Source organism: Dehalococcoidia bacterium, assembly GCA_035310145.1.
Lineage (GTDB): Bacteria > Chloroflexota > Dehalococcoidia > CAUJGQ01 > CAUJGQ01 > CALFMN01.
Genome location: DATGEL010000023.1, coordinates 1 through 18,070, shown reverse-complemented (window position 1 = coordinate 18,070; position 18,070 = coordinate 1). Strand labels below are relative to the sequence as shown.

At 70.5% G+C, this 18,070-nt stretch carries 16 protein-coding genes; 6 read left to right on the top strand and 10 right to left on the bottom strand.

The window, feature by feature from the left end:
- The 7 genes from VKV26_04670 to VKV26_04640 form a co-directional block, all read right to left on the bottom strand.
- Positions 1–855 (bottom strand): GTP-binding protein (locus tag VKV26_04670; protein HLZ69186.1); only part of this gene is annotated, 855 nt, incomplete at its 3' end.
- 161 nt (positions 856–1,016) lie between these two features.
- Positions 1,017–1,487: a 30S ribosomal protein S7 gene (gene rpsG / locus VKV26_04665; protein HLZ69185.1), complete on the bottom strand. Its 471-nt coding sequence runs from the start codon at positions 1,485–1,487 to the stop codon at positions 1,017–1,019.
- A 241-nt stretch (positions 1,488–1,728) separates the two neighbouring features.
- On the bottom strand, positions 1,729–2,139 hold the full coding sequence (gene rpsL, locus VKV26_04660; protein ID HLZ69184.1) for a 30S ribosomal protein S12: 411 nt from the start codon (positions 2,137–2,139) through the stop codon (positions 1,729–1,731).
- A 368-nt stretch (positions 2,140–2,507) separates the two neighbouring features.
- Positions 2,508–4,994, bottom strand: coding sequence for an IPT/TIG domain-containing protein (locus tag VKV26_04655; GenBank protein HLZ69183.1), 2,487 nt, complete (start codon positions 4,992–4,994; stop codon positions 2,508–2,510).
- A gap of 20 nt (positions 4,995–5,014) precedes the next feature.
- Positions 5,015–6,619, bottom strand: a complete 1,605-nt coding sequence (locus VKV26_04650) for a N,N-dimethylformamidase beta subunit family domain-containing protein (GenBank protein HLZ69182.1) — start codon at positions 6,617–6,619, stop codon at positions 5,015–5,017.
- Between the two features lie 219 nt (positions 6,620–6,838).
- The gene (chrA, locus tag VKV26_04645; protein HLZ69181.1) at positions 6,839–8,032 is read right to left on the bottom strand and encodes a chromate efflux transporter; all 1,194 of its coding nucleotides are present in this window, start codon (positions 8,030–8,032) and stop codon (positions 6,839–6,841) included.
- A 149-nt stretch (positions 8,033–8,181) separates the two neighbouring features.
- Positions 8,182–10,002: a prolyl oligopeptidase family serine peptidase gene (locus VKV26_04640; protein HLZ69180.1), complete on the bottom strand. Its 1,821-nt coding sequence runs from the start codon at positions 10,000–10,002 to the stop codon at positions 8,182–8,184.
- Between the two features lie 203 nt (positions 10,003–10,205).
- Between VKV26_04640 and VKV26_04635 the strand changes: the two genes are divergently transcribed.
- Positions 10,206–11,138 (top strand): TIGR03560 family F420-dependent LLM class oxidoreductase, encoded by a 933-nt coding sequence (locus tag VKV26_04635; GenBank protein HLZ69179.1) that lies wholly within the window; start codon positions 10,206–10,208, stop codon positions 11,136–11,138.
- Between the two features lie 134 nt (positions 11,139–11,272).
- On the opposite strand, the gene VKV26_04630 is transcribed toward VKV26_04635, so the two are convergent.
- Complete coding sequence (locus tag VKV26_04630; GenBank protein HLZ69178.1) at positions 11,273–12,499, bottom strand: hypothetical protein; 1,227 nt, start codon at positions 12,497–12,499, stop codon at positions 11,273–11,275.
- Between the two features lie 235 nt (positions 12,500–12,734).
- Between VKV26_04630 and VKV26_04625 the strand changes: the two genes are divergently transcribed.
- From VKV26_04625 to VKV26_04610, 4 genes are read left to right on the top strand one after another with little or no spacing between them, the layout of a single operon-like run.
- Complete coding sequence (locus VKV26_04625) at positions 12,735–13,649, top strand: zinc ABC transporter substrate-binding protein (GenBank protein ID HLZ69177.1); 915 nt, start codon at positions 12,735–12,737, stop codon at positions 13,647–13,649.
- Between the two features lie 53 nt (positions 13,650–13,702).
- Positions 13,703–14,554, top strand: coding sequence for an ATP-binding cassette domain-containing protein (locus VKV26_04620; GenBank protein HLZ69176.1), 852 nt, complete (start codon positions 13,703–13,705; stop codon positions 14,552–14,554).
- On the top strand, positions 14,541–15,449 hold the full coding sequence (locus tag VKV26_04615) for a metal ABC transporter permease (protein ID HLZ69175.1): 909 nt from the start codon (positions 14,541–14,543) through the stop codon (positions 15,447–15,449). The genes VKV26_04620 and VKV26_04615 overlap by 14 nt, the downstream gene beginning before the upstream one ends.
- Positions 15,446–16,327, top strand: coding sequence for a metal ABC transporter permease (locus tag VKV26_04610; protein HLZ69174.1), 882 nt, complete (start codon positions 15,446–15,448; stop codon positions 16,325–16,327). The genes VKV26_04615 and VKV26_04610 overlap by 4 nt, the downstream gene beginning before the upstream one ends.
- 28 nt (positions 16,328–16,355) lie before the next feature.
- Here the strand turns inward: VKV26_04610 and VKV26_04605 are convergent, their stop codons facing one another.
- Both VKV26_04605 and VKV26_04600 read right to left on the bottom strand, forming a co-directional pair.
- The gene (locus VKV26_04605) at positions 16,356–16,895 is read right to left on the bottom strand and encodes a DinB family protein (protein ID HLZ69173.1); all 540 of its coding nucleotides are present in this window, start codon (positions 16,893–16,895) and stop codon (positions 16,356–16,358) included.
- 143 nt (positions 16,896–17,038) lie between these two features.
- Positions 17,039–17,269 carry a hypothetical protein gene (locus VKV26_04600; GenBank protein HLZ69172.1) on the bottom strand — a complete coding sequence of 77 codons (231 nt, stop codon included), beginning with the start codon at positions 17,267–17,269 and terminating at the stop codon, positions 17,039–17,041.
- A 221-nt stretch (positions 17,270–17,490) separates the two neighbouring features.
- Between VKV26_04600 and VKV26_04595 the strand changes: the two genes are divergently transcribed.
- The coding region (locus tag VKV26_04595; protein HLZ69171.1) for a S8 family serine peptidase at positions 17,491–18,070 on the top strand (580 nt) is incomplete at its 3' end.

The window sequence follows — 18,070 nt, the reverse complement described above, 5'->3', positions numbered from 1 at the left end:
GTCCGCCGGCGAGGGCAGGAAGTCGACGACGGCGTCGAGCATCGGCTGGACGCCGCGGTTGCGGAGCGCCGCGCCGCAGAGGACGGGCACCAGGATGCCCTGGACGGTGCCCTTGCGCAGCGCGCGGACCAGCTCGTCGTGGGTGACGTTCTGGCCCTCGTCCTCGAGGTACTTCTCCATGATCCGGTCGTCGAAGTCGGCGACCGCCTCGATGAGGTCGTGCCGGTGCTGGGCGACGACGTCCCGCAGCTCGGCGGGGATCTCACCCGACTCCTGGGTGGTGCCGGCCTCGTCGGTGTAGGTGATGGTCCGCAGGTTGATCAGGTCGACCATGCCCACGAAGGCGTCCTCCGACCCGATCGGGATCTGGATCGCGACCGCGCGCGCGCCGAGGCGCGACTTGATGGAGTTGAGGGACATGAAGAAGTCCGCCCCCATCCGGTCCATCTTGTTGATGAAGGCGATCCGGGGCACGCCGTAGCGGTCGGCCTGGCGCCAGACCGTCTCCGACTGCGGCTCGACGCCGGCCACGGCGTCGAAGACGACTACACCGCCGTCGAGCACGCGCAGCGAGCGCTCGACCTCGACGGTGAAGTCGACGTGGCCGGGCGTGTCGAGGATGTTGATCTGGTGGTTCTGCCACTCGGCAGTCGTCGCCGCGGCGGTGATCGTGATGCCGCGCTCGCGCTCCTGCTCCATGTAGTCCATGACGGCCGTGCCTTCATGGACCTCGCCGATCTTGTAGGTGCGGCCGGTGTAGAACAGGATGCGCTCCGTCACCGTCGTCTTGCCGGCGTCGATGTGCGCGATGATCCCGATGTTCCGGATCCGGCCGATTGGTACTTGCCGTGCCATACCCGTATCGAGGGGCCGTGGCCCCCGGACTCCTGTTCCAGCGCTAGAACCGTGCCCCGGCCCCTCCGGGCAGCACGGGGCGCCGGAAGCTTCCGGCGCTCTTGCCTACAATGACTACTCTCGCTTCGTTATCCGGCCGCACGGCGGCCACGCATACGCTGCTACCAGCGGTAATGCACGAAAGCGCGGTTCGCCTCGGCCATGCGGTGCGTGTCCTCGCGCCGCTTGATCGTGGCGCCCTGGTTGTTGGACGCGTCCAGCAGCTCGGCAGAGAGCCGCTCGGCCATGGAGTGACCGGTGCGCGCCCGGGCCGAACGCAGCAGCCAGCGGATCGCCAGCGCCATGCGCCGGTCGCCGCGGATGTCCACCGGCACCTGGTAGGTGGCGCCGCCGACGCGCCGCGGCTTGACTTCGACCAGCGGCGTGGCATTGCGCACGGCCTGCTCGAAGGTGTCCAGCGGGTTGCGCCGCGTCGACTCCTCGATGCGGCCGAAGGCGTCGTACATGATGCGCTCGGCCGTGCTCTTCTTGCCGTCGAGCATCAGCTTGTTGATGAACATCGAGACGGTCTTGCTCTGGTAGCGCGGATCGGGTATAATCTCGCGCCGAACCACCCGTGCACGCCGTGGCATCTCTCTCGCTCCGACTGGGCGCCCGAATAGCCGCTCTTCGCGTTTCCACTTGCGTGGCCAATGGCCGCCGAGCGGCCATCTCGCATCAAACCGCGCCATCCGCCGTTTGAGGCGCCCTCCTCTCTTCGTCGCCATTCGTCATGGTGGGCCCCGCCCGCCATTTGTAACTCACGCGGCAGGCCGTCGCGCCGCCCGCCAGACACTGCTGACGGCCGCCCGGCTGGACGGCCGCACCGCTCTGCTACTTCTTGCGCGTGCCGTATTTGCTGCGCCCGCGCTTGCGCCCGCTGACGCCCTGCGCGTCGAGCGCGCCGCGAATGATGTGATAGCGCACGCCCGGCAAATCCTTGACGCGGCCGCCGCGCACCAGCACGACGCTGTGCTCCTGCAGGCTGTGACCCTCGCCCGGAATGTAGGCCGTGACCTCGATGCCGTTGCTGAGCCGCACGCGCGCCACTTTGCGCAGCGCGGAGTTCGGCTTCTTCGGCGTGACGGTGCGCACCTGCATGCAGACGCCCCGCTTCTGCGGCGAGCCGTCGCCGCGCCGCGTGCGGTTCGTCAGCGCGTTGTAGGTGAAGCGGAAGGCCGGAGCCTTCGTCTTCTTCACCGATTTCTCTCTGCCCTTGCGCACCAGTTGGCTGATCGTGGGCAACGCACCGTCTCCTCGAAGTCACAGTGAAAGGCCAGACGCCGTACTTGTTGATCGAGACCGGCGTGGCGCGGGCGAACCCGGCTCACGGTGCTCCGGCTGTCATCACGTTTCGGGTCGTCCGACCTGGCGCTTCATTCCTCGCCCGGCGGGATAGCCAGGCGCCACGCACCACGGAGGTGCGCGCACGCACGTCAAACGCCGCCCGTTCACGACGCGCCCTAGCAGAGTATCCGATCACACGGCTTCAGGGAAGAGGGTTCGAGAAATCCGGCTGTTCAGTGTTGGGGCGACCGCGGCGACTGCAGATCCCCGGGCGTTGGACCGGCGGCCAGCGTCTCGCTCCACGCACCACCGCCAGCGGCTGGGACTCAGCTCGTGAAGCCCTCCCAGCGGGCGAGCGGGCCGCAGGCGCTGCCGTCACAGGCCCGCGCCGTGTAGTAGTAGAAATGCCCCGCCTGCAGCCCGGCGCTGGCCGGCACGCCGGCGCTCAGCCCGCTCACGCTCTGCTGGAACTTCATCACGCCCGCCGCCGGATCCCAGACGTAGACGATGTAGCTGGTCCCGGCGCCCGCGCCGCTGGGCGCCGCCCAGCGAACGATCGGCGTGCTGCCATTGTTAGTCGAGCCCTCAGCCGGCGTCAGCAGCCCCGGCGCCCCCAGGCCGCCGCCGGTGGTGAACCCCTCCCAGCGCGCCAGCGGGCCGCAGGTCGCGCCGTTGCACGCCTGCACGCTCATGTAGTAGAAGCGCCCCGCCGCCAGGGGAGAGCCACCCGGCACCGCGATCGCGCGCTGTGTGGTCGTGCCCTGCCAGGCCATCACGCCCGCGCCCGGATCCCAGACGTAGACGGTGTACTGCGTCGTGTCGCTCACCGAGCCCGCCGGCGCCGTCCACTGGATCGTCGGCGTCAGGCTCACGCCCGTGGCGCCTTCCGCCGGCGCCGTGAGCGATGGGGTGCCGAGCGCCGCCGGCGCTTGCGTGGTGAAGCCCTCCCAGCGGGCGTTCGGGCCGCAGGCCGTGCTGTTGCAGGCCACCGCGGTGTAGTAGTAGAAGCGGCCACCCCGCAGCGCCGCGGCCGGCGGCACGCTGAGGTTGAGCGCGGCGGTCGTGCCCTGGTAGGCCATCACGCCCGCGCCCGGATCCCAGACGTAGGCGGTGTACTGCGTCAGGCCGGCGGCAGCGCCCGTGGGCGCCGTCCATTGGATCACCGGCGTTGTGCTGACGCCGGTGCTGCCTTCGATCGGGCTGGTGAGGCCGGGCGCTCCGGGGACCGCGGCCGTCGTGAAGCCGATCCAGCGGGCCTGTGGGCCGCAGGCGCTGCCGTTGCACGCCTGCACCATCCAGTAATAGAAGCGGCTGGGCGCGAGCCCGACTCCGGCGGGCACGCTGAGGCTGAGCGCCGTGGTGCCCTGCTGGAACTTCATCGTCACGGCGGCCGGATCCCAGATGTAGGCCGTGTACTGCGTGCTGCCGGCGATGGCGCCGCCCGGCGCGGTCCAGCTCAGGCTCGGCGTGAGGCTGACATTCGTTGCGCCCTCGGCCGGCGAGGCGAGCGCCGGCGCGCCGGGCCGCGTGACCGCGGCGTTGATCGTAAACGTCTGGCCGTTGGAGGCGCCGCCGCCGGGCGCCGGGTTCACGACCGTTACCGTCGCCGTGCCCGGCGCGGCGACGTTGCCCGCTGGCACCGCCGCCGTCAGCTGCGTGGCGCTGACGAAGCTGGTGCTGAGGCTCATGCCGTTCCACTGCACCGTCGAGGAGGAGATAAAGTTGCTGCCGTTCACCGTCAGCGTGAACGCGGCGCCGCCCGCCGTGGCGCTCGCCGGACTCACACTCGTGGTCGTGGGCGCCGGGTTGCTCGCCACGTCGAAGACGATGTCGTCTACGTACAGCGGCGGCTGCGCCGCCCCCAGCCCGTCCTGGATCGCGAAGCCCTTGATCGTCTTCCCCACCCCGTTCAGGTCCGCCAGCGGAATCCGGTACTGCTGCCAGCTTCCCGCCGGCAGCGCCCCGCCGTAGCTGGCCAGCGGCAACAGCTTGATCAGCGCGTTCGTGCTGTCCACGAGGCTGACGTCGTATGCCTGGCCGCCCTGGCTCGCCTGCGCCCACAGCGTCAGCTCGGTGAACGGCGTCGTGTCCAGCCCGCTCGTCGCAAACGGATAGAGCGCCCCCCAGGCCGTCGTGATCGTCAGCGCGATCGAGGCGGCGCCGCCGTGCACTGGCGCCGGGTTGAAGTAGTCGACGCTCGATCCCCACGATGCATCGCCCCAGCCCGGCACCAGGTGGTCGTCGTAGACCACCAGCCGGCCCGGCGTGGTGGGCGCCGGCGTCGGCGTCGCCAGCGGTGTGTTGTCGAAGGCCATGTCGTCCACGGCGAGTGGCGGCTGCGCCGTGCCCAACCCGTCCTGCAAGTAGATGCCGGCGATGGGCACGTTCCCCGGATTGATCTGGCTGATCGGCACCACGTACTGCTTCCACTGGCTCGCCGTGATCGGCCCGCCGACCGCGGCCAGAGAGACGCCCGGCAAGAGCTGGTTGTTTTCGTCTTCCAGGCCCACCACGTAGCTCTGCCCGGCCTGGCTTGCCCGCAGCCAGAAGCGCAGCGCCGTGAACTGCCCCGTATTCACCAGCGCCCCGTCGTAGAACGAGAGCGCCCCCCAGGCCGCTTTCACCTGGAAGCTGATCGCCGCCGTGCCGCCGTGCACCGGACTCATGGCCGCGAAGTTGATCACGGAATTCCATGACTGGTCCGCCCAGGGCGCCGCCAGCGCGTCGCCGTAGACAGCCATCTGTCCCGGCGTCGGCGTGGGTGTGGGCGTGGGGCCGCAGTTCGGCAGCGGCGCCGGCGTCGTGTTCAGCATCCCGTCCAGCAGGTTCGTGGTCAGCTGCTGGATGCCGGCATTGACGCCGCGTTGAACACGTAGGCGCCGCTGCAGGCCTGGTAGATCGTCGTGTTCTGCGCATCCGGACTGCCGTTGATGTCGGTCGTCGGCGAATTCGACAGCACCGTCTCGTTCGGCGGCGTGAAGCCGTTGGCGAACACCTTGTCGTACTCGTAGCCCACCAGACCGGCGACCGTTGCGCCGTTGCTGAAGCCCGTGTTGCTGTACAGCCAGTGCTGGGCGTTGCTCACTACCCAGGGCGAGTTGGGCACGCTGTTGTCGAAGAACGAGCTGTACATGCTGCCCAGCACGCCGTTCTCCGGCTGATACACCGGCCACTGCCGCCACTCCACCGTGGTCAGTGCCGGCTGCGTCTGCGCCATGAGGTCGGTGAGCGAGCTGCGGTAGCAGACGATCACACGGTTGGCGGCGCCGTTGATCGTGCTCGCCTCCCAGCGGATCTGCCAGAACATCGTGTTGGCGTCGAAGAAGGCGAGGTGCAGGCCGGCGTCGCGCGCCGAAAGCACGCTTGTGCGCATCTGCTGCGACCAGTACTCGTCGTGCCAGGGCGAGACGTAGACCTGGCGCCCGGCCAGCAGGTTCGGGTTCGCCTGCAGGTCCACGCTGGTGGCGTAGCCGACGTTGTAGCTGTGCTGCTCCAGCCAGCGCACCAGGTTATACTCGCCATCGAAGAAGTCGCCGGCGCCGGCCCAGTCGGTGTAGGGCCGGTCGAAGCTGGCCTTGGCCGCCGGGGCGCCGCTGGAGTTGAAGGCGTAGAGGCTCTTGCCGCCCCAGTTGTTGTAGGCCTGGTAGGTGGTCACCGGCACCACGTAGAGAATCGGCGCCGAGCCGGCATCGTCGCGCAGCACGAAGGTCGCGTAGCCGACATCGCCGCTGGCCGCGGTCAGCTTCACCAGGTACACGCCGCTGGTCCAGTTCGTCTGCGTCTGCAGCGTGTAGGAGACCTGCCAGTTGGCCGCGATCAGGCCGGTGGCGGGGTCGGGCGCGGGCACCGGTTGGTTCTGGCCGGGCAGGCTGGGCACGCTGGTGATCAGCGTGGAGCCGGCGCCGCCGTACCAGCCCATGCGATAGACGTCGAGCGTGTACGTCGGCTGGGCGGTGGAGACGAAGAAGCTGACGCTCTCACCCTTGTTGACGCTGGTGTCCGAGGCGTAGCCGCGGATCACCTGGTCCGTCCAGCAGTCGCTGCCGCAGGTGGTTTGCGCGTAGTCCAGGGCGCCCGGCCCGCCGCTTGGCGGTGGCGGCGTGCCCACGGCGGCCGCGCCGTGTGCGGTGGTGGCCCGCGGCGCCGGGCCGCGGGGCGCACCCTCATCGCCCTCCTCGCTGCGGCTCTGCCCGCGGCCGCGGGCCAGTGCCGGCGACTGCCAGCTCGTCGTGCCGGGCTTGAGGTTCTCGTCGTGCACGGCGCCGGCGAGCGCATGCGGCGTCAGCGAAGGGCGGCGCGTCTGTGCGTTGGGCACCGGCGTCGCCGCTCCGACAGGCGCCCCGCCACCTGAGCGGACCAGCACGGCCATGACGGCGACGAAGGTAACCAGAACGCCGATGATCGTCGCCGGCGCGCGACGCTGCCGCCTGCCGCTCACCCTCACCTCCCCGTGCGTCACGAATCCGGCGTATTGAAAGCCCGGCGACCCGGACCAGTCCTTTACCAACTCGTAACGCGAATCATCGGTGCTTGTTACAGGAGTGTCAATTGCTCCGCGTCAAGCATTTCGGGGCGAACTTGCAGACGGACGGTTCCGGCTGGCCGGCGCGTGCGTGCCCCGTCCACAGCCGGCCGATGCTCCCGCTTCGTGCGGGTCTCAGAATGCCTTCAGCACCAGCCCCGCCGCGGCGCCGCCCAGCACCAGCCAGGCCGAGTTCAGCTTCAGCCGCAGCAGCACAACCAGCGCCAGCGCCGCCAGCAGCGCCGCCGGCAGATCCACCAGCGCCGCGCGGCCCAGCTGCCATGTCACCGCCGCCATCAGCCCCAGCGCCGCCGCGTTCACGCCGTCCAGCGCCGTACGGACGGCCGGTGAGCGCCGCGCCAGCGGCAGCACCTGCACGATCAGCGGCGAATAGACGAAGGCGGGCAGGAAGATCGCCACTGTGGCGAGCAGCGCCCCGCCGAAGCCGCCGGTCAGATAGCCGACGAAGGTGGCCGTGGTGAACACCGGCCCCGGCGTGAACTGGCCCACGGCCACGGCGTCGATCAGTTGCTGGTTGCTGAGCCAATGCAGCCGTGTGACGAAGTCGTCGCGCAGGAAGGCGAGCAGTACGTAGCCGCTGCCGTAGAGCACGGCGCCGATCTTGAGGAAGGTCAAGAACAGCGTGAGCGGGCTGTATCCCGCCGCATGCGCCACGCCCGCGCCCAGCAGTGACGCCGCCGAGGCGAGCGGCAACGCCGGCCAGAACGAGCGGGTAGCGCCGCTCAGCCGTTGCTGGCAGGGGCGCGGCCCGCGCAGGGCCAGGGCGAGCAGCCCGCCGCCCAGCAAAAGCGGCAGCGGGTTGAGGCCGGCAAGAAAGAGCGCGAGCGCCGCCAGCGCCAGCGCCGCGAACAGCGGCCCCTTGATCGCCGTGCGGCCGAGGCTCCACAGCGCCGCGGTGACGATGGCGATGATCACCGGCTTCACGCCGTAGAGCAGCCGCCCCGCCGCGGGCGTGCCGCCGAAGCGCACGTAGGCCCAGGCGAAGGCGAGCACCAGCAGCATCGCCGGCAGAATGAACAGGGCGCCGCCCAGCAACAGCGCGGTGCGCCCGGCGCGGCGGTAGCCCAGCAGGATCGCCAGCTCGGTGCTGCTGGGGCCGGGTATCAGATTGGCGGCGCCGAACAGGTCGAGAAACTCCTGCGCGGAGAGCCAGCCGCGCCGCTCCACGACCTCGCGCCGCATCATCGCCACGTGCGCCGCCGGTCCGCCGAAGGCGATGCAGCCGAGCCGCAGGAACAGCGCCGCGACTTCGCGGCGCGGGTGTGCGGAAGGCGGCGAAGGGTGAACGGGAGGGTCTTCCGGCGTCACCTGCGTTCACTTCCCGGCGCGGCCGTGATCGCGCCGGGCCCATGCTACCGCTCGGACCTGGGATGGCGCTCCTCTGCGGCGCGGCCAAAAGGGGCCAGCGTCCCCCGGTTGGCCTCCCCGCGCTTCGTGGCTTCGCGCTCGGGCTCCCGTCACAGCCGCCGGGCCAGGAAGTCGGCCAGCAACCGGTACGTTTCGGTCTTCTGATCCAGGTCCGTGCTGCCGTGGCCCTCGGCGCCCTTCTCCACGTACTCGAAATCCTCACCCTCGCGCCGGCCCAGTGCCAACAGACGATCACGCACCACGCGCGCCTGCTCGATCGGGCAGCGCGGGTCGTTGACGCCGTGCACGATCAGCAGCCGGGCGCGCAGGCTCTCCATAAAGTTCACGGCGCTGCGGTCGCGCCACAGCTCGGCGTTTTGCTCGGGATCGCCCATCTGCTCGCGCAGGTAGTACTTGAAGTGCTCCATGGAAGACGCGTACAGCCGCGGCAGATCGCTGATCCCCACCCAGGCCGCGCCGGCCTTGAACAGCTCCGGCCGCTTCACCGTGATCAATAAGGTCATGAAGCCGCCGTAGCTGCCGCCGAACACGCCCACGCGCGCGGGATCGACCGCCGGCAGCGCCTTTAGATACGCCGCGCCGGCGGCGATGTCTTCCAGATCCACGCCGCCCCAGTCGTTCCGCGCCGCGTCGCGGAAGGCGACGCCGTAACCTGTGCTGCCGCGCGGGTTCGGCTCCAGCACTACGTAGCCGCGGTCGGCCAGGAACTGCGGGAAAGGATCGAAGGCACGGAGGTACTGTCCCGTCGGCCCGCCGTGCACGATGATGATCGCCGGCGCCTGCGCGCCCGGCTCGATCTGTCGCGGCTGGTAGAGCAGCGCGGGGATGCGCGTGCCGTCTTCGGATGGATACCAGACGTACTCGCAGTCGACGAAGAGCGCCGGGTCGATGCTGCCGTACTCGGGCGCCAGCAGCGTGCGCAGACGGCCATCGCCGAGCGTGTACAGGCCAAGACCGGGGCGCGTTGTCGGCGTGCTCGCCGAGAAGACGATCGCCGAATCGTGCAGCGCGAAGGCCGCGAAGCCGGCGACGCCGGGCGGCAGACCCAGCTCGCGGGCGGCGCCGCCGGCCACGTCGTAGACCACGATCTCCGTCTGCGCGTCGCGGTTGCGCAGGCAGACGACGCTGCGGCCGTCTTCCGAGAACTCACCGGCGTACTGCTCGACGCCCTCCTCGCCCAGCCAGCGGACCGTTCCCGTCTCGATCTCGAACAGCCCGGCGCGCGTGACACCGCTCACATCCGAGCCGATCAGCAGCGATTGTCCGTCCGGCGACCAGTCGGCGACGAAGTCGCGCGAGCTTTCGCTCAGGCGCAGCAGGCGGCGCTGGTCGCTGCCGTCGGCGTTCATCAGATAGATGTCCTGGTTGCGCAGATCCGGGGACTCGTTCGTGACGAAGGCGATGCGTTCGCCGTCCGGACTCCAGACCGCGCCGCCGGCGGGAAAGGGGTAGCGCGTGAGCTGCTGATACTCGCTGCCGTCCGGGCGCATGCGCCAGAGGTTGAGCTGCCCGACCTTGTTCGTCATCACCAGCAGCCACGTATCGTCGGGGCTGAAGGCGATGGGGTACTCCTGGCAGTGCGGATCGTCGGTCAGTTGTGTGAGCGCCGCAGTCGCAACGTCGAGCGCGACCAGGTTGTGCTGCTCGTTGCCGTCCTTGTCCCACGCGTAGACGATGCGCTCGCCGGCGCGGCTCCAGATGAAACCGGTGTGCAGGCTGCGTGGCAGGCCACCGCGGCTCACCTGGCGCAGCTCATTGGACGCCAGATCGAGCACATACAGCTCCAGCTCGCCGGTCGTATCCCAGTAGAAGGCAAGCCGATCGCGCTGCCAGCTCAGCGCCGGGAAGTAACGGCTGGGCAGCCGGGCGAGCTCCCCGAGCGGGATGCGGCCGGTGTCGGTGGTGGTCATCGTCTGCTCCTCATGGTGGCCGCGGCGCCGGCGGTCATTGCTGCGGCAGTACGGCGATAGGATAAACGAGTCCGCTTCGAGTTTTCGTGCCTCCGGTTAGCCCACGGCCGGGGCGCCTCGGCGGTTGCCAGCGGCCGCCGCCCTGCGCCATCATGCCGGGGGCGGCAAGGACGCTGAGACGCCTCCGCCCGAGGTGACTGGCAATGAAGCTCCGGCTGGGCATCCATATCGGGCCGCAGAACATCAGCATGGCGGATCTGCGCCGGCTCTGGCGCTTCGCCGACGAGCATTTGGACTGGATCTCCGTCTGGGACCACTTTTACGAGGCGCCCTACATCAACGGCGACAGCCCGCACTTCGAGGCGGTGGCGATGATGGCGGCGATCGCCGCTGATACGCGGCGTGTGCGTATCGGCAACATGGTCTTCTGCATGCTCTACCGCAACCCCGGCCTGCTGGCAAAGTCGCTGATCACGATCGACCACCTCAGCAACGGCCGGCTGGAGATCGGCCTCGGCGCCGGCTGGCACGAGGCCGAGTTCGCCGCCTACGGCTACGCGTTTCCGCCGATCAAGCAGCGGCTCGACATGCTGGAGGAGGGCACGCAAGTGCTCAAGTCGCTGCTCTCCCAGCCGCGCACGGAGCACCACGGCGCCTACTACCAGATGAACAACGCCGCGCTTTATCCCAAGCCCGTGCAGGCGCACGTGCCGCTCTGGATCGGCGGCCGCGGCGAGCGGCGCACGCTGCGTATCGCCGCGCGCCACGCCGACGGCTGGAACGTGCCCTACATCGGCGAGGACGACTTCGCCCACAAGTGCCACGTGCTGGACGAGTGGTGCGAGAAGGAAGGGCGCGACCCGAAGTCGATCGAGCGCGGCATCAACCTCGCCTTCAACATGGCGCCGAATGAGCAGGCGGCTGCCGCGGCCACGGAGCGGGCGCGGCAGCAGTGGGGCGCGCAGGCCGAAACGCGCATGGCCGGCGTGCTCACCGGTGGGCCGCAGCAGGCAGTTGAAAAGATCGCGCATTACGCGGAGGCGGGCGCCAGCCGGCTGAACATCGCCATCCGCCCGCCGGTGGACTGGGAGGCGCTCGACGCCTACGTGCAGGAGGTCGCGCCGCACTTCAGTTGAGGGCCACTGGCCCCCCATCCCCCGGTTCATGCCTCTTGCCTCGAATACTGGGGAAAGGGGAGTCTCTTACTCAGTTCATGCCGAAGCTCCCCTCTCCATGGCATGGAGAGGGGCTGGGGGTGAGGCCACGCGCTTTACACCAGCCCGCGCAGTTCGGCAGCCACTGGTTGCACGACTTCGCGTGTGTTGTCCCAGTAGTCGTGCGCGGGCAGGCCGCCGCCGCCGCCGTTCTTGATGTTGTCCACCTTGCGGTCCGCGATCGCGATCCAGGACTGCTCGCCGGTGGCCGGGTCGGTGCTCTGGTAGAGGCTGGCCGGGCCGCCGGCGGGAAGCCGATCGCCCCGTCGCCAGCTCGCCGGCGGTGACAGGGGATCGGCCACGGGGTCGAGCTCGTCCCAGAAGTTCGTCCAGGCCCCCATCGCGCCGATCGGCCCCGCTTCCGTGCCCCAGTTGAACAGCTCGGCGTACTTGCGCAGCGGGCTGCCGGCGGTGACGATGCCGCGAACTTTCGCGGCAAGCTGGAGCGGCAGATCGCGCAACACGTCGAAGGCGACGACCGTGCCGTTGCTGTGCGCGTTGATCACCACGCCGGCCACATCCGGGCGCGAGAGCAGCCGCAGCAGCGCCTCGCGCACGAAGCTGCGCACCCGCTCGCGCAGGTCGTTGCGGCTGACATAGGCGGCGACGTCGTCCTCCAGGTTGCGGATCGTACCCAGCAGACCGGCGGGCGGCGGTGCGGCCGGCGCCGGCGCCGCGTGCGGTCGCAGCGGCAGGCGCAGCCAGTGATGATCGGGCGGCAGGTCGCGTCGGGGCTGCAGGCCGGGCGCCGCGGACGCTGCGGGGTGCTGATGATGCAGCAGCGCGCGGATGTCGGCGAAGGCCATGTGCACCAGGCCGAGGATCGAGGCGTAGTGGCCGGCGGAGACGGCGGCCATCTCCAGGGCCACCGCGGCGGAGCCGCCGTGCGGCCCCACCGGCTCGAGCCGCGAGTAGACGAGCGCGACGTGGGCGATCGGCTGGCCGTCCGCGCGCAGCGGTGCGCCTTCGGGATCGACGACGCCTGGACGCGCGGCGTCCCAGCCACCGAGGCGGCGCAGGCCCTCCTCGCGCGTCGGCGGGCCGGTCGGCGGCCCTTGCCCTTCTTCGTCGTCGCTCGGCGCCCAGAGGCTCTCGACGTAGATGGCGCCGTTCTGGCCCGGCCGCGAGCGCTTGCGATGCGGATCGTCGCCGAGTAAATCGGCGCCGAGCGCGGCGCTGAGCTGCTCGTGCAGGACGTCGGCATAGCCGGGCTGGCCGCCCTGCGGCGCCTGCTCGAAGCCGATGCCGTGGATCGTCAGGAGGCAGAGAACCTGCGCGGTCATCGCGGCTCCTTGGCGCCATGCCGGGGCGGCGCCGCCGGCCCGGTCCAATCTGAACGACTACACGCCGCGCGGCCGGCCATTGGCGCAGCGGCCGCACAGCAGCGGCCTCGATACGAAACGGTCGGCAGGGTAGCGAGCCGACGCTTGACGATGGTAATGGAATCGGTTTTCATTTACCCTTGGTGCGTGGGGCATGCCGCCCGCCGCGCCGGCCCCGTGGGAGTAAGAACCAGCCATGCGCGCCGTCCGTTGCGTCGCTCTGCTGCTGCTCGGCGCCGTGACGTTCGGGCTGTTGGCCTGCGATACGAACCCGCCGGCCAACGGCCACGGCGGCAAGCTGCGCGTGGTGGCGGCCGAAAACGTGTGGGGAAGCATCGCCGCCCAGCTCGGCGGCGACAAGGTGAGCGTGACCAGTATCATCTCCAAGCCGCAGACCGATCCCCACGACTATGAGCCCACGCCGAGAGACGCCCGCAACGTGGCTGCCGCCCGCTACGTACTGTACAACGGCATCGGCTACGACGGCTGGGCCGGCAAGCTGGTCGCCGCGGGTCCGAACCGCGGACGGGCGGTGCTCGTCGTCGGCGATCTGCTGGGCATACCGAAGGGTGGCAACCCGCACCGCTGGTACGCACCGGAGGACGTGCGGAAGGTGATCGGCCGCATCACCAGCGACCTCAAGCAGCTCGATGCCGGGGACGCGGTCTACTTCGATCAAAGGCAGCAGGCCTTCCTTGCCAGCGGCCTGCAGGAGTACACCGCGCTGATTCAGCAGATCGAGCAGCGCTACGCGGGCACGCCGGTTGGCGCCTCGGAGAGCGTCTTCGTGCCGCTGGCGCAGGCGCTGGGCCTCAAGCTGCTTACGCCGGAGTCCTTCCTCGACGCGGTGAGCGAAGGCAGCGACCCGAGCGCCGCGGACAAGGCGACGGCGGACCGGCAGATCAAGAGCAAGCAGATCGCCGTCTACGTCTACAACAGCCAGAACGCGACGCCCGACGTGCAGAACCTGGTGAACGCCGCCAGGGCGGCGAACATCCCCGTGGTCGCGGTAACGGAGACGCTGACGCCGGCGACGGCGACCTTCCAGGCGTGGCAATCGGCCCAGCTCCAGGCGCTGGCTGCCGCGCTTGCCCAGGCGACGGGAAAGTGAGGCGCTCCGTGCAGGAGACAGCGATACAACCAGCCCAGCGCGGCGCCGCGCCCATGCCGGCCAGTATGGGCGACAGCGCCGTGGTTGTGCATGGCGCGGCGGTGCGGCTGGGCGGCCGCACGATCTGGCAGGACGTAAACCTGGCGATCCCCCGCGGCAGCTTCACCGCCATCCTCGGCCCCAACGGCGCGGGCAAGTCTACGCTGCTCAAGGCGGTGCTGGGCCTGCAGCCGCTCGTCGCCGGCGAGATCCGCGTGCTCGGCAAGCCGCCGGGCAGCGGCAACCGGCGCGTGGGCTACCTGCCACAGCGCCGCAGCTTCGACGCCTCGCTGCGCATCCGCGGCGTCGACATCGTGCGGCTGGGGTTGGACGGCTCGCGCTGGGGTGTGCCGCTGCCGCGGCTGGGCCGCTTCTGCACCCAACACGAGCGCGCGGCGCGGCGTCGTGTGTCCGAGCTGATTGCGCTGGTGGGCGGCACGGCGTACGCCGGGCGGCCGATCGGCCAGCTTTCGGGCGGGGAGCAGCAACGGCTGCTGATCGCGCAGGCGCTCGCCCGCCGGCCCGAGCTGCTGCTGCTGGACGAGCCGCTGGAGAGCCTCGACATCAGCAACCAGGGGGCGATCGCCGCGCTGATTCAGCAGATCTGCCGCGAGCAGGGCGTCACCGTGCTGATGGTCGCGCACGACGTCAACCCGATCGTCGGCTACCTCGACCAGGTCGTCTACGTGGCGCGCGGCAACGTGGTTACGGGCACGGTCCAGCAGGTGATCACCACGGAAACGCTGAGTCGCCTCTACGCCACGCGCATCGAAGTGCTCACGGCGTCGGACGGGCGGCTCGTGGTCGTGGGCGAACCAGCGGGCGCCTTCGACGCGGGAGGACACGGCGCCCATGCCACTCGCTGACGCCGGCGATCTCTCCTGGAACCTGGCGGCAGATCTGCAGGGGCTGTTTGCCTATCACTTCATGGTGAACGCCTTCCGCGCGGGCACGATCGTGGCGATCGCGGCGGCGCTGATCCGCTGGTTCATGGTGCTGCGCGGCGAGAGCTTCGTCGGGCACACGCTCGCCCTGGTCGGCTTTCCCGGCGCGGCGGGCGCCACGCTGCTGGGCGTGAGCGCAACGCTCGGCTTCTTCGCCTTCTGTATCGCCGCGGCGCTGATCATCGCCCTGCTGCCGCGCGGGCGCGCGGCGCGCGGCTTCAGCGATGAGTCCGCCGTGGTCGGCGCCGTGCAGGCGATGGCGCTCGCCGGCGGCTTCCTCTTCATCAGCCTCTACCACGGCCTGCTCATCGGCGTGAACGCGCTGCTGTTCGGCAGCTTCCTCGGCGTCACGGACGGGCAGGTGCTGGCGCTGTTGCTGCTTGGGATCACGGCGCCGCTTGGGCTGGCGGCGATCGGCCGGCCGTTGCTCTTCGCCTCGATCGACGCCGACGTGGCGGCGGCGCACGGCGTGCCGCTGCGGGCGCTGTCGTTGCTGTTCCTCGTGCTGCTGGGCGTGGCCGCCGCCGAGGCGAGCCAGATCACCGGCACGCTTCTGGTCTTCGCGTTGCTGGTTGTGCCCCCGGCCACGGCGCAATTGGTCACACCGAACCCGCTGAAGAGCCTGGCGCTGGCGGTTGGCCTCGGCCTGGCGATCACCTGGGCCGGTCTCGCCGCTTCCTACTACTCCGACTATCCTGTCGGTTTCTTCATCACCAGCTTCGCCTTCGCCGCCTATCTGCTCGCGCGCCTGAGCCAGAGCCGCACGGCGCAGAGTGGCCGTATCTTGCGGCGCCGGCCCGCGGAGGCGGCGGCATGATTGCGCTGCTGCTCGATCCCGCCGGCGGCCTCGTGCAGATGCTGGGCCATCCCTTCATCCGCTACGGCTTCATCGCGGGCACAGGCGTGGCGCTGGCCTGCGGCCTGGTTGGCTACTTCGCCGTCCTGCGCGGCCAGGTCTTCACGGGCGACGCGCTCAGCCACGCCGCCTTCACCGGGGCGCTGGCGGCGCTCGCCCTCGGTCTGGACGCGCGGCTGGGGCTGTTCGGCATCACCGTCGCGGTGGCGCTGGGCATGGGGCTGCTGGGCGCCCGCGGCCGCGCCGACGACATCGTGATCGGCAGCGTCTTCGCCTGGCTGCTGGGGCTGGGCGTGCTCTTTCTCGCCATTTACACCACGCGGCGCAGCGGCGGCAACGGCACGGCCGGGCCGGCGGTGCTCTTCGGCTCAATCTTCGGCCTCAACGCCGGCAGCGCGGCGCTGGCGCTGCTCATTGGACTCATCACGGGCGGCCTGCTGCTGGCGCTGGCGCGGCCGTTGCTTTTCGCCAGCGTGGACGAGGCGGTCGCCGCGGCGCAGGGCGTGCCCGTGCGTGCGATCGGCCTGGCGTTGCTGGCGCTGATCGGCCTCGCGGCGGCGGAAGGCGCGCAGGTGGTCGGCGCCCTGCTGGTGCTCGGTCTGTTGGCGGCGCCCGCCGCCGCGGCGCAGCGGCTGGTCGCCCGGCCGTACACCGGGCTGGCGCTCTCCGCCGGGTTGGCGCTGGCGGCGATGTGGGCCGGTCTGACGCTGAGCTACGCCGTGCCGAAGCTGCCGCCGAGCTTCGCGATCATCGCCGCGGCCAGCCTGATCTATGCCCTGGCCGCACTGCTGCCGTGGCTGCGCCAGGCTTTCGGCCGGCGGGCCGCGCCGGCGGGATGAGGGCGGATATTGCTCCGGCGCGCGGCCGTCAATCGACCTCGGCAAAGCGGCGGCAGTTGCCCATCGACGGCCAGACATAGCTCTGCACGATGCTGAAAATCTGCTTGACGTGGTTGCGATCGTGATGCTGCCACTCGTGCAGCAGGTCGCGCACCGTCACCCAGCCGACCTGCGCGTGCTCGCCGCCGCGATCAAGCTGCGCCGGCGCCAGGCCGCGCACCAGCGCCAGGCTGTCCGCGCGCAGCGCCTCGAACTCGGCCAACAGCGCCGCTGGCTCCTGCTCGGCGTCGCGGCGCGCGGCCGCCACCTCCACCTGATTCCAGCCGGGCAGCGGCGGGCTCTCCTCGGCGAGGATGCGGCGGATGCGGCCGTTGAAGCCGCGCCGCTCCGCCTCGATCAGGTGGCCCAGCGTTTCGTTCGCGCTCCATTCCTCCGAGTCTGGCGGACCGGGCCGCCAGCGGCACAGCGCCGGCGGCAGCGCGCGCAGCTCCAGGCCGATCGCGCGGCCCTGCGCCTCGAGCAGCGCGGCCAGCGTCTGCAGATTGAGTTCCGCCGCGTCCACAACCATCGTCCGCCCTCCCGTTGCTACGCCTTGCGCTGTCCTCGATGACGGCACAGGGTATCACCGACGCCGGCGGCTCGATGCGGCTGCAGGCAGGGCGATTGGCAGGCAAAGTGGCGCGAATGGTCGCCGCACCGGACGGCGCCGGCCTACTGCGGGTTGCCGCGGCTGGGGCGCACCATCACCAGGCGGTTGGTCCAGCGGTCCGGGCCGATCTGTTCGAGGAAGAGCACGCGGATGACCTTGTAGAGCCGCGGATCCTGGCCGCCTTCGGAGGCCATCTGGATCACGTCGCCGGCGGAGAACTCGGTGGGGGTCATCACGCGGCCGAGCACGCGGCCGGAGGCGTCTTCGGAGGCGAGGGCGAAGGTGGTGTACATGCCGGGCGTCACCCACGCCGCGGCCGTGCGCGGCGAATGCGTCTCTTCTATTCTAGTACGGCCGTGCTGTGAGGCAGAACCGCGCCGGCGCACATGGAGGCGTTGTTGCCGTGTCGATACCAGGCGGCCGGCGCCTCTCCGCGACCGCGTCACGGCCCGGAAGATCGGCAACTGCTCGCCGGCGCAAGCCGGCGCAAACTCCCTGCGGAGAGAACGATCCGATGCCTGCCCGACGATGGCCGGTCTTCGCCGTCGGCATCCTCGTCGCTGGCGTGCTGCTTGGCGCCGTGCCGGCCTCCGCGCGCTCGGCGGCTTTCGCCCGCGCACAACGCACCCCGAACGACCCGCTCTATCTCATGCAGCAGCCGTACCTGGCGGATATCGGTGCGCCGGCCGCGTGGGAGCGGCAGACCGGCGACCCCGCGATCACCGTCGCCGTGATCGACAGCGGCATCGACCTGAGCCATCCGGACCTGGCCGCCAACATCTGGCAGAACCCCACGCCCGGCGCTTTCGGCTGCGCGGATGACCTTCAGGGCTGCACGTTGCTGGACCCGAACGACACGGCGGCGAGCTGTGCCGCCAGCGCGCCGGCTCGAAGCGGCGACGTCTCGCCGCTCTCGCCGCACGGCACCTTTCTGGCCGGCGTGATCGGCGCGGCGGGCGACAACGGCGTCGGCGTTGCCGGCGTCGCCTGGCGCGTCTCACTGATGGCCGTGCGCGTGGCGGACTGCCGCGACGGCAGCAACGCGCAGACGGTGGCGGCCGGCATTCGCTACGCCGCCGACGCTGGCGCGCGCG

Coding starts and splice junctions, on each gene's coding strand:
- rpsG (HLZ69185.1), bottom strand. CDS start 1,487: ATGCCACGGCGTGCACGGGTGGTTCGGCGCGAGATTATACCCGATCCG.
- VKV26_04655 (HLZ69183.1), bottom strand. CDS start 4,994: ATGCTGAACACGACGCCGGCGCCGCTGCCGAACTGCGGCCCCACGCCC.
- VKV26_04640 (HLZ69180.1), bottom strand. CDS start 10,002: ATGACCACCACCGACACCGGCCGCATCCCGCTCGGGGAGCTCGCCCGG.
- VKV26_04635 (HLZ69179.1), top strand. CDS start 10,206: ATGAAGCTCCGGCTGGGCATCCATATCGGGCCGCAGAACATCAGCATG.
- VKV26_04630 (HLZ69178.1), bottom strand. CDS start 12,499: ATGACCGCGCAGGTTCTCTGCCTCCTGACGATCCACGGCATCGGCTTC.
- VKV26_04625 (HLZ69177.1), top strand. CDS start 12,735: ATGCGCGCCGTCCGTTGCGTCGCTCTGCTGCTGCTCGGCGCCGTGACG.
- VKV26_04620 (HLZ69176.1), top strand. CDS start 13,703: ATGCCGGCCAGTATGGGCGACAGCGCCGTGGTTGTGCATGGCGCGGCG.
- VKV26_04615 (HLZ69175.1), top strand. CDS start 14,541: ATGCCACTCGCTGACGCCGGCGATCTCTCCTGGAACCTGGCGGCAGAT.
- VKV26_04610 (HLZ69174.1), top strand. CDS start 15,446: ATGATTGCGCTGCTGCTCGATCCCGCCGGCGGCCTCGTGCAGATGCTG.
- VKV26_04605 (HLZ69173.1), bottom strand. CDS start 16,895: ATGGTTGTGGACGCGGCGGAACTCAATCTGCAGACGCTGGCCGCGCTG.
- VKV26_04600 (HLZ69172.1), bottom strand. CDS start 17,269: ATGTACACCACCTTCGCCCTCGCCTCCGAAGACGCCTCCGGCCGCGTG.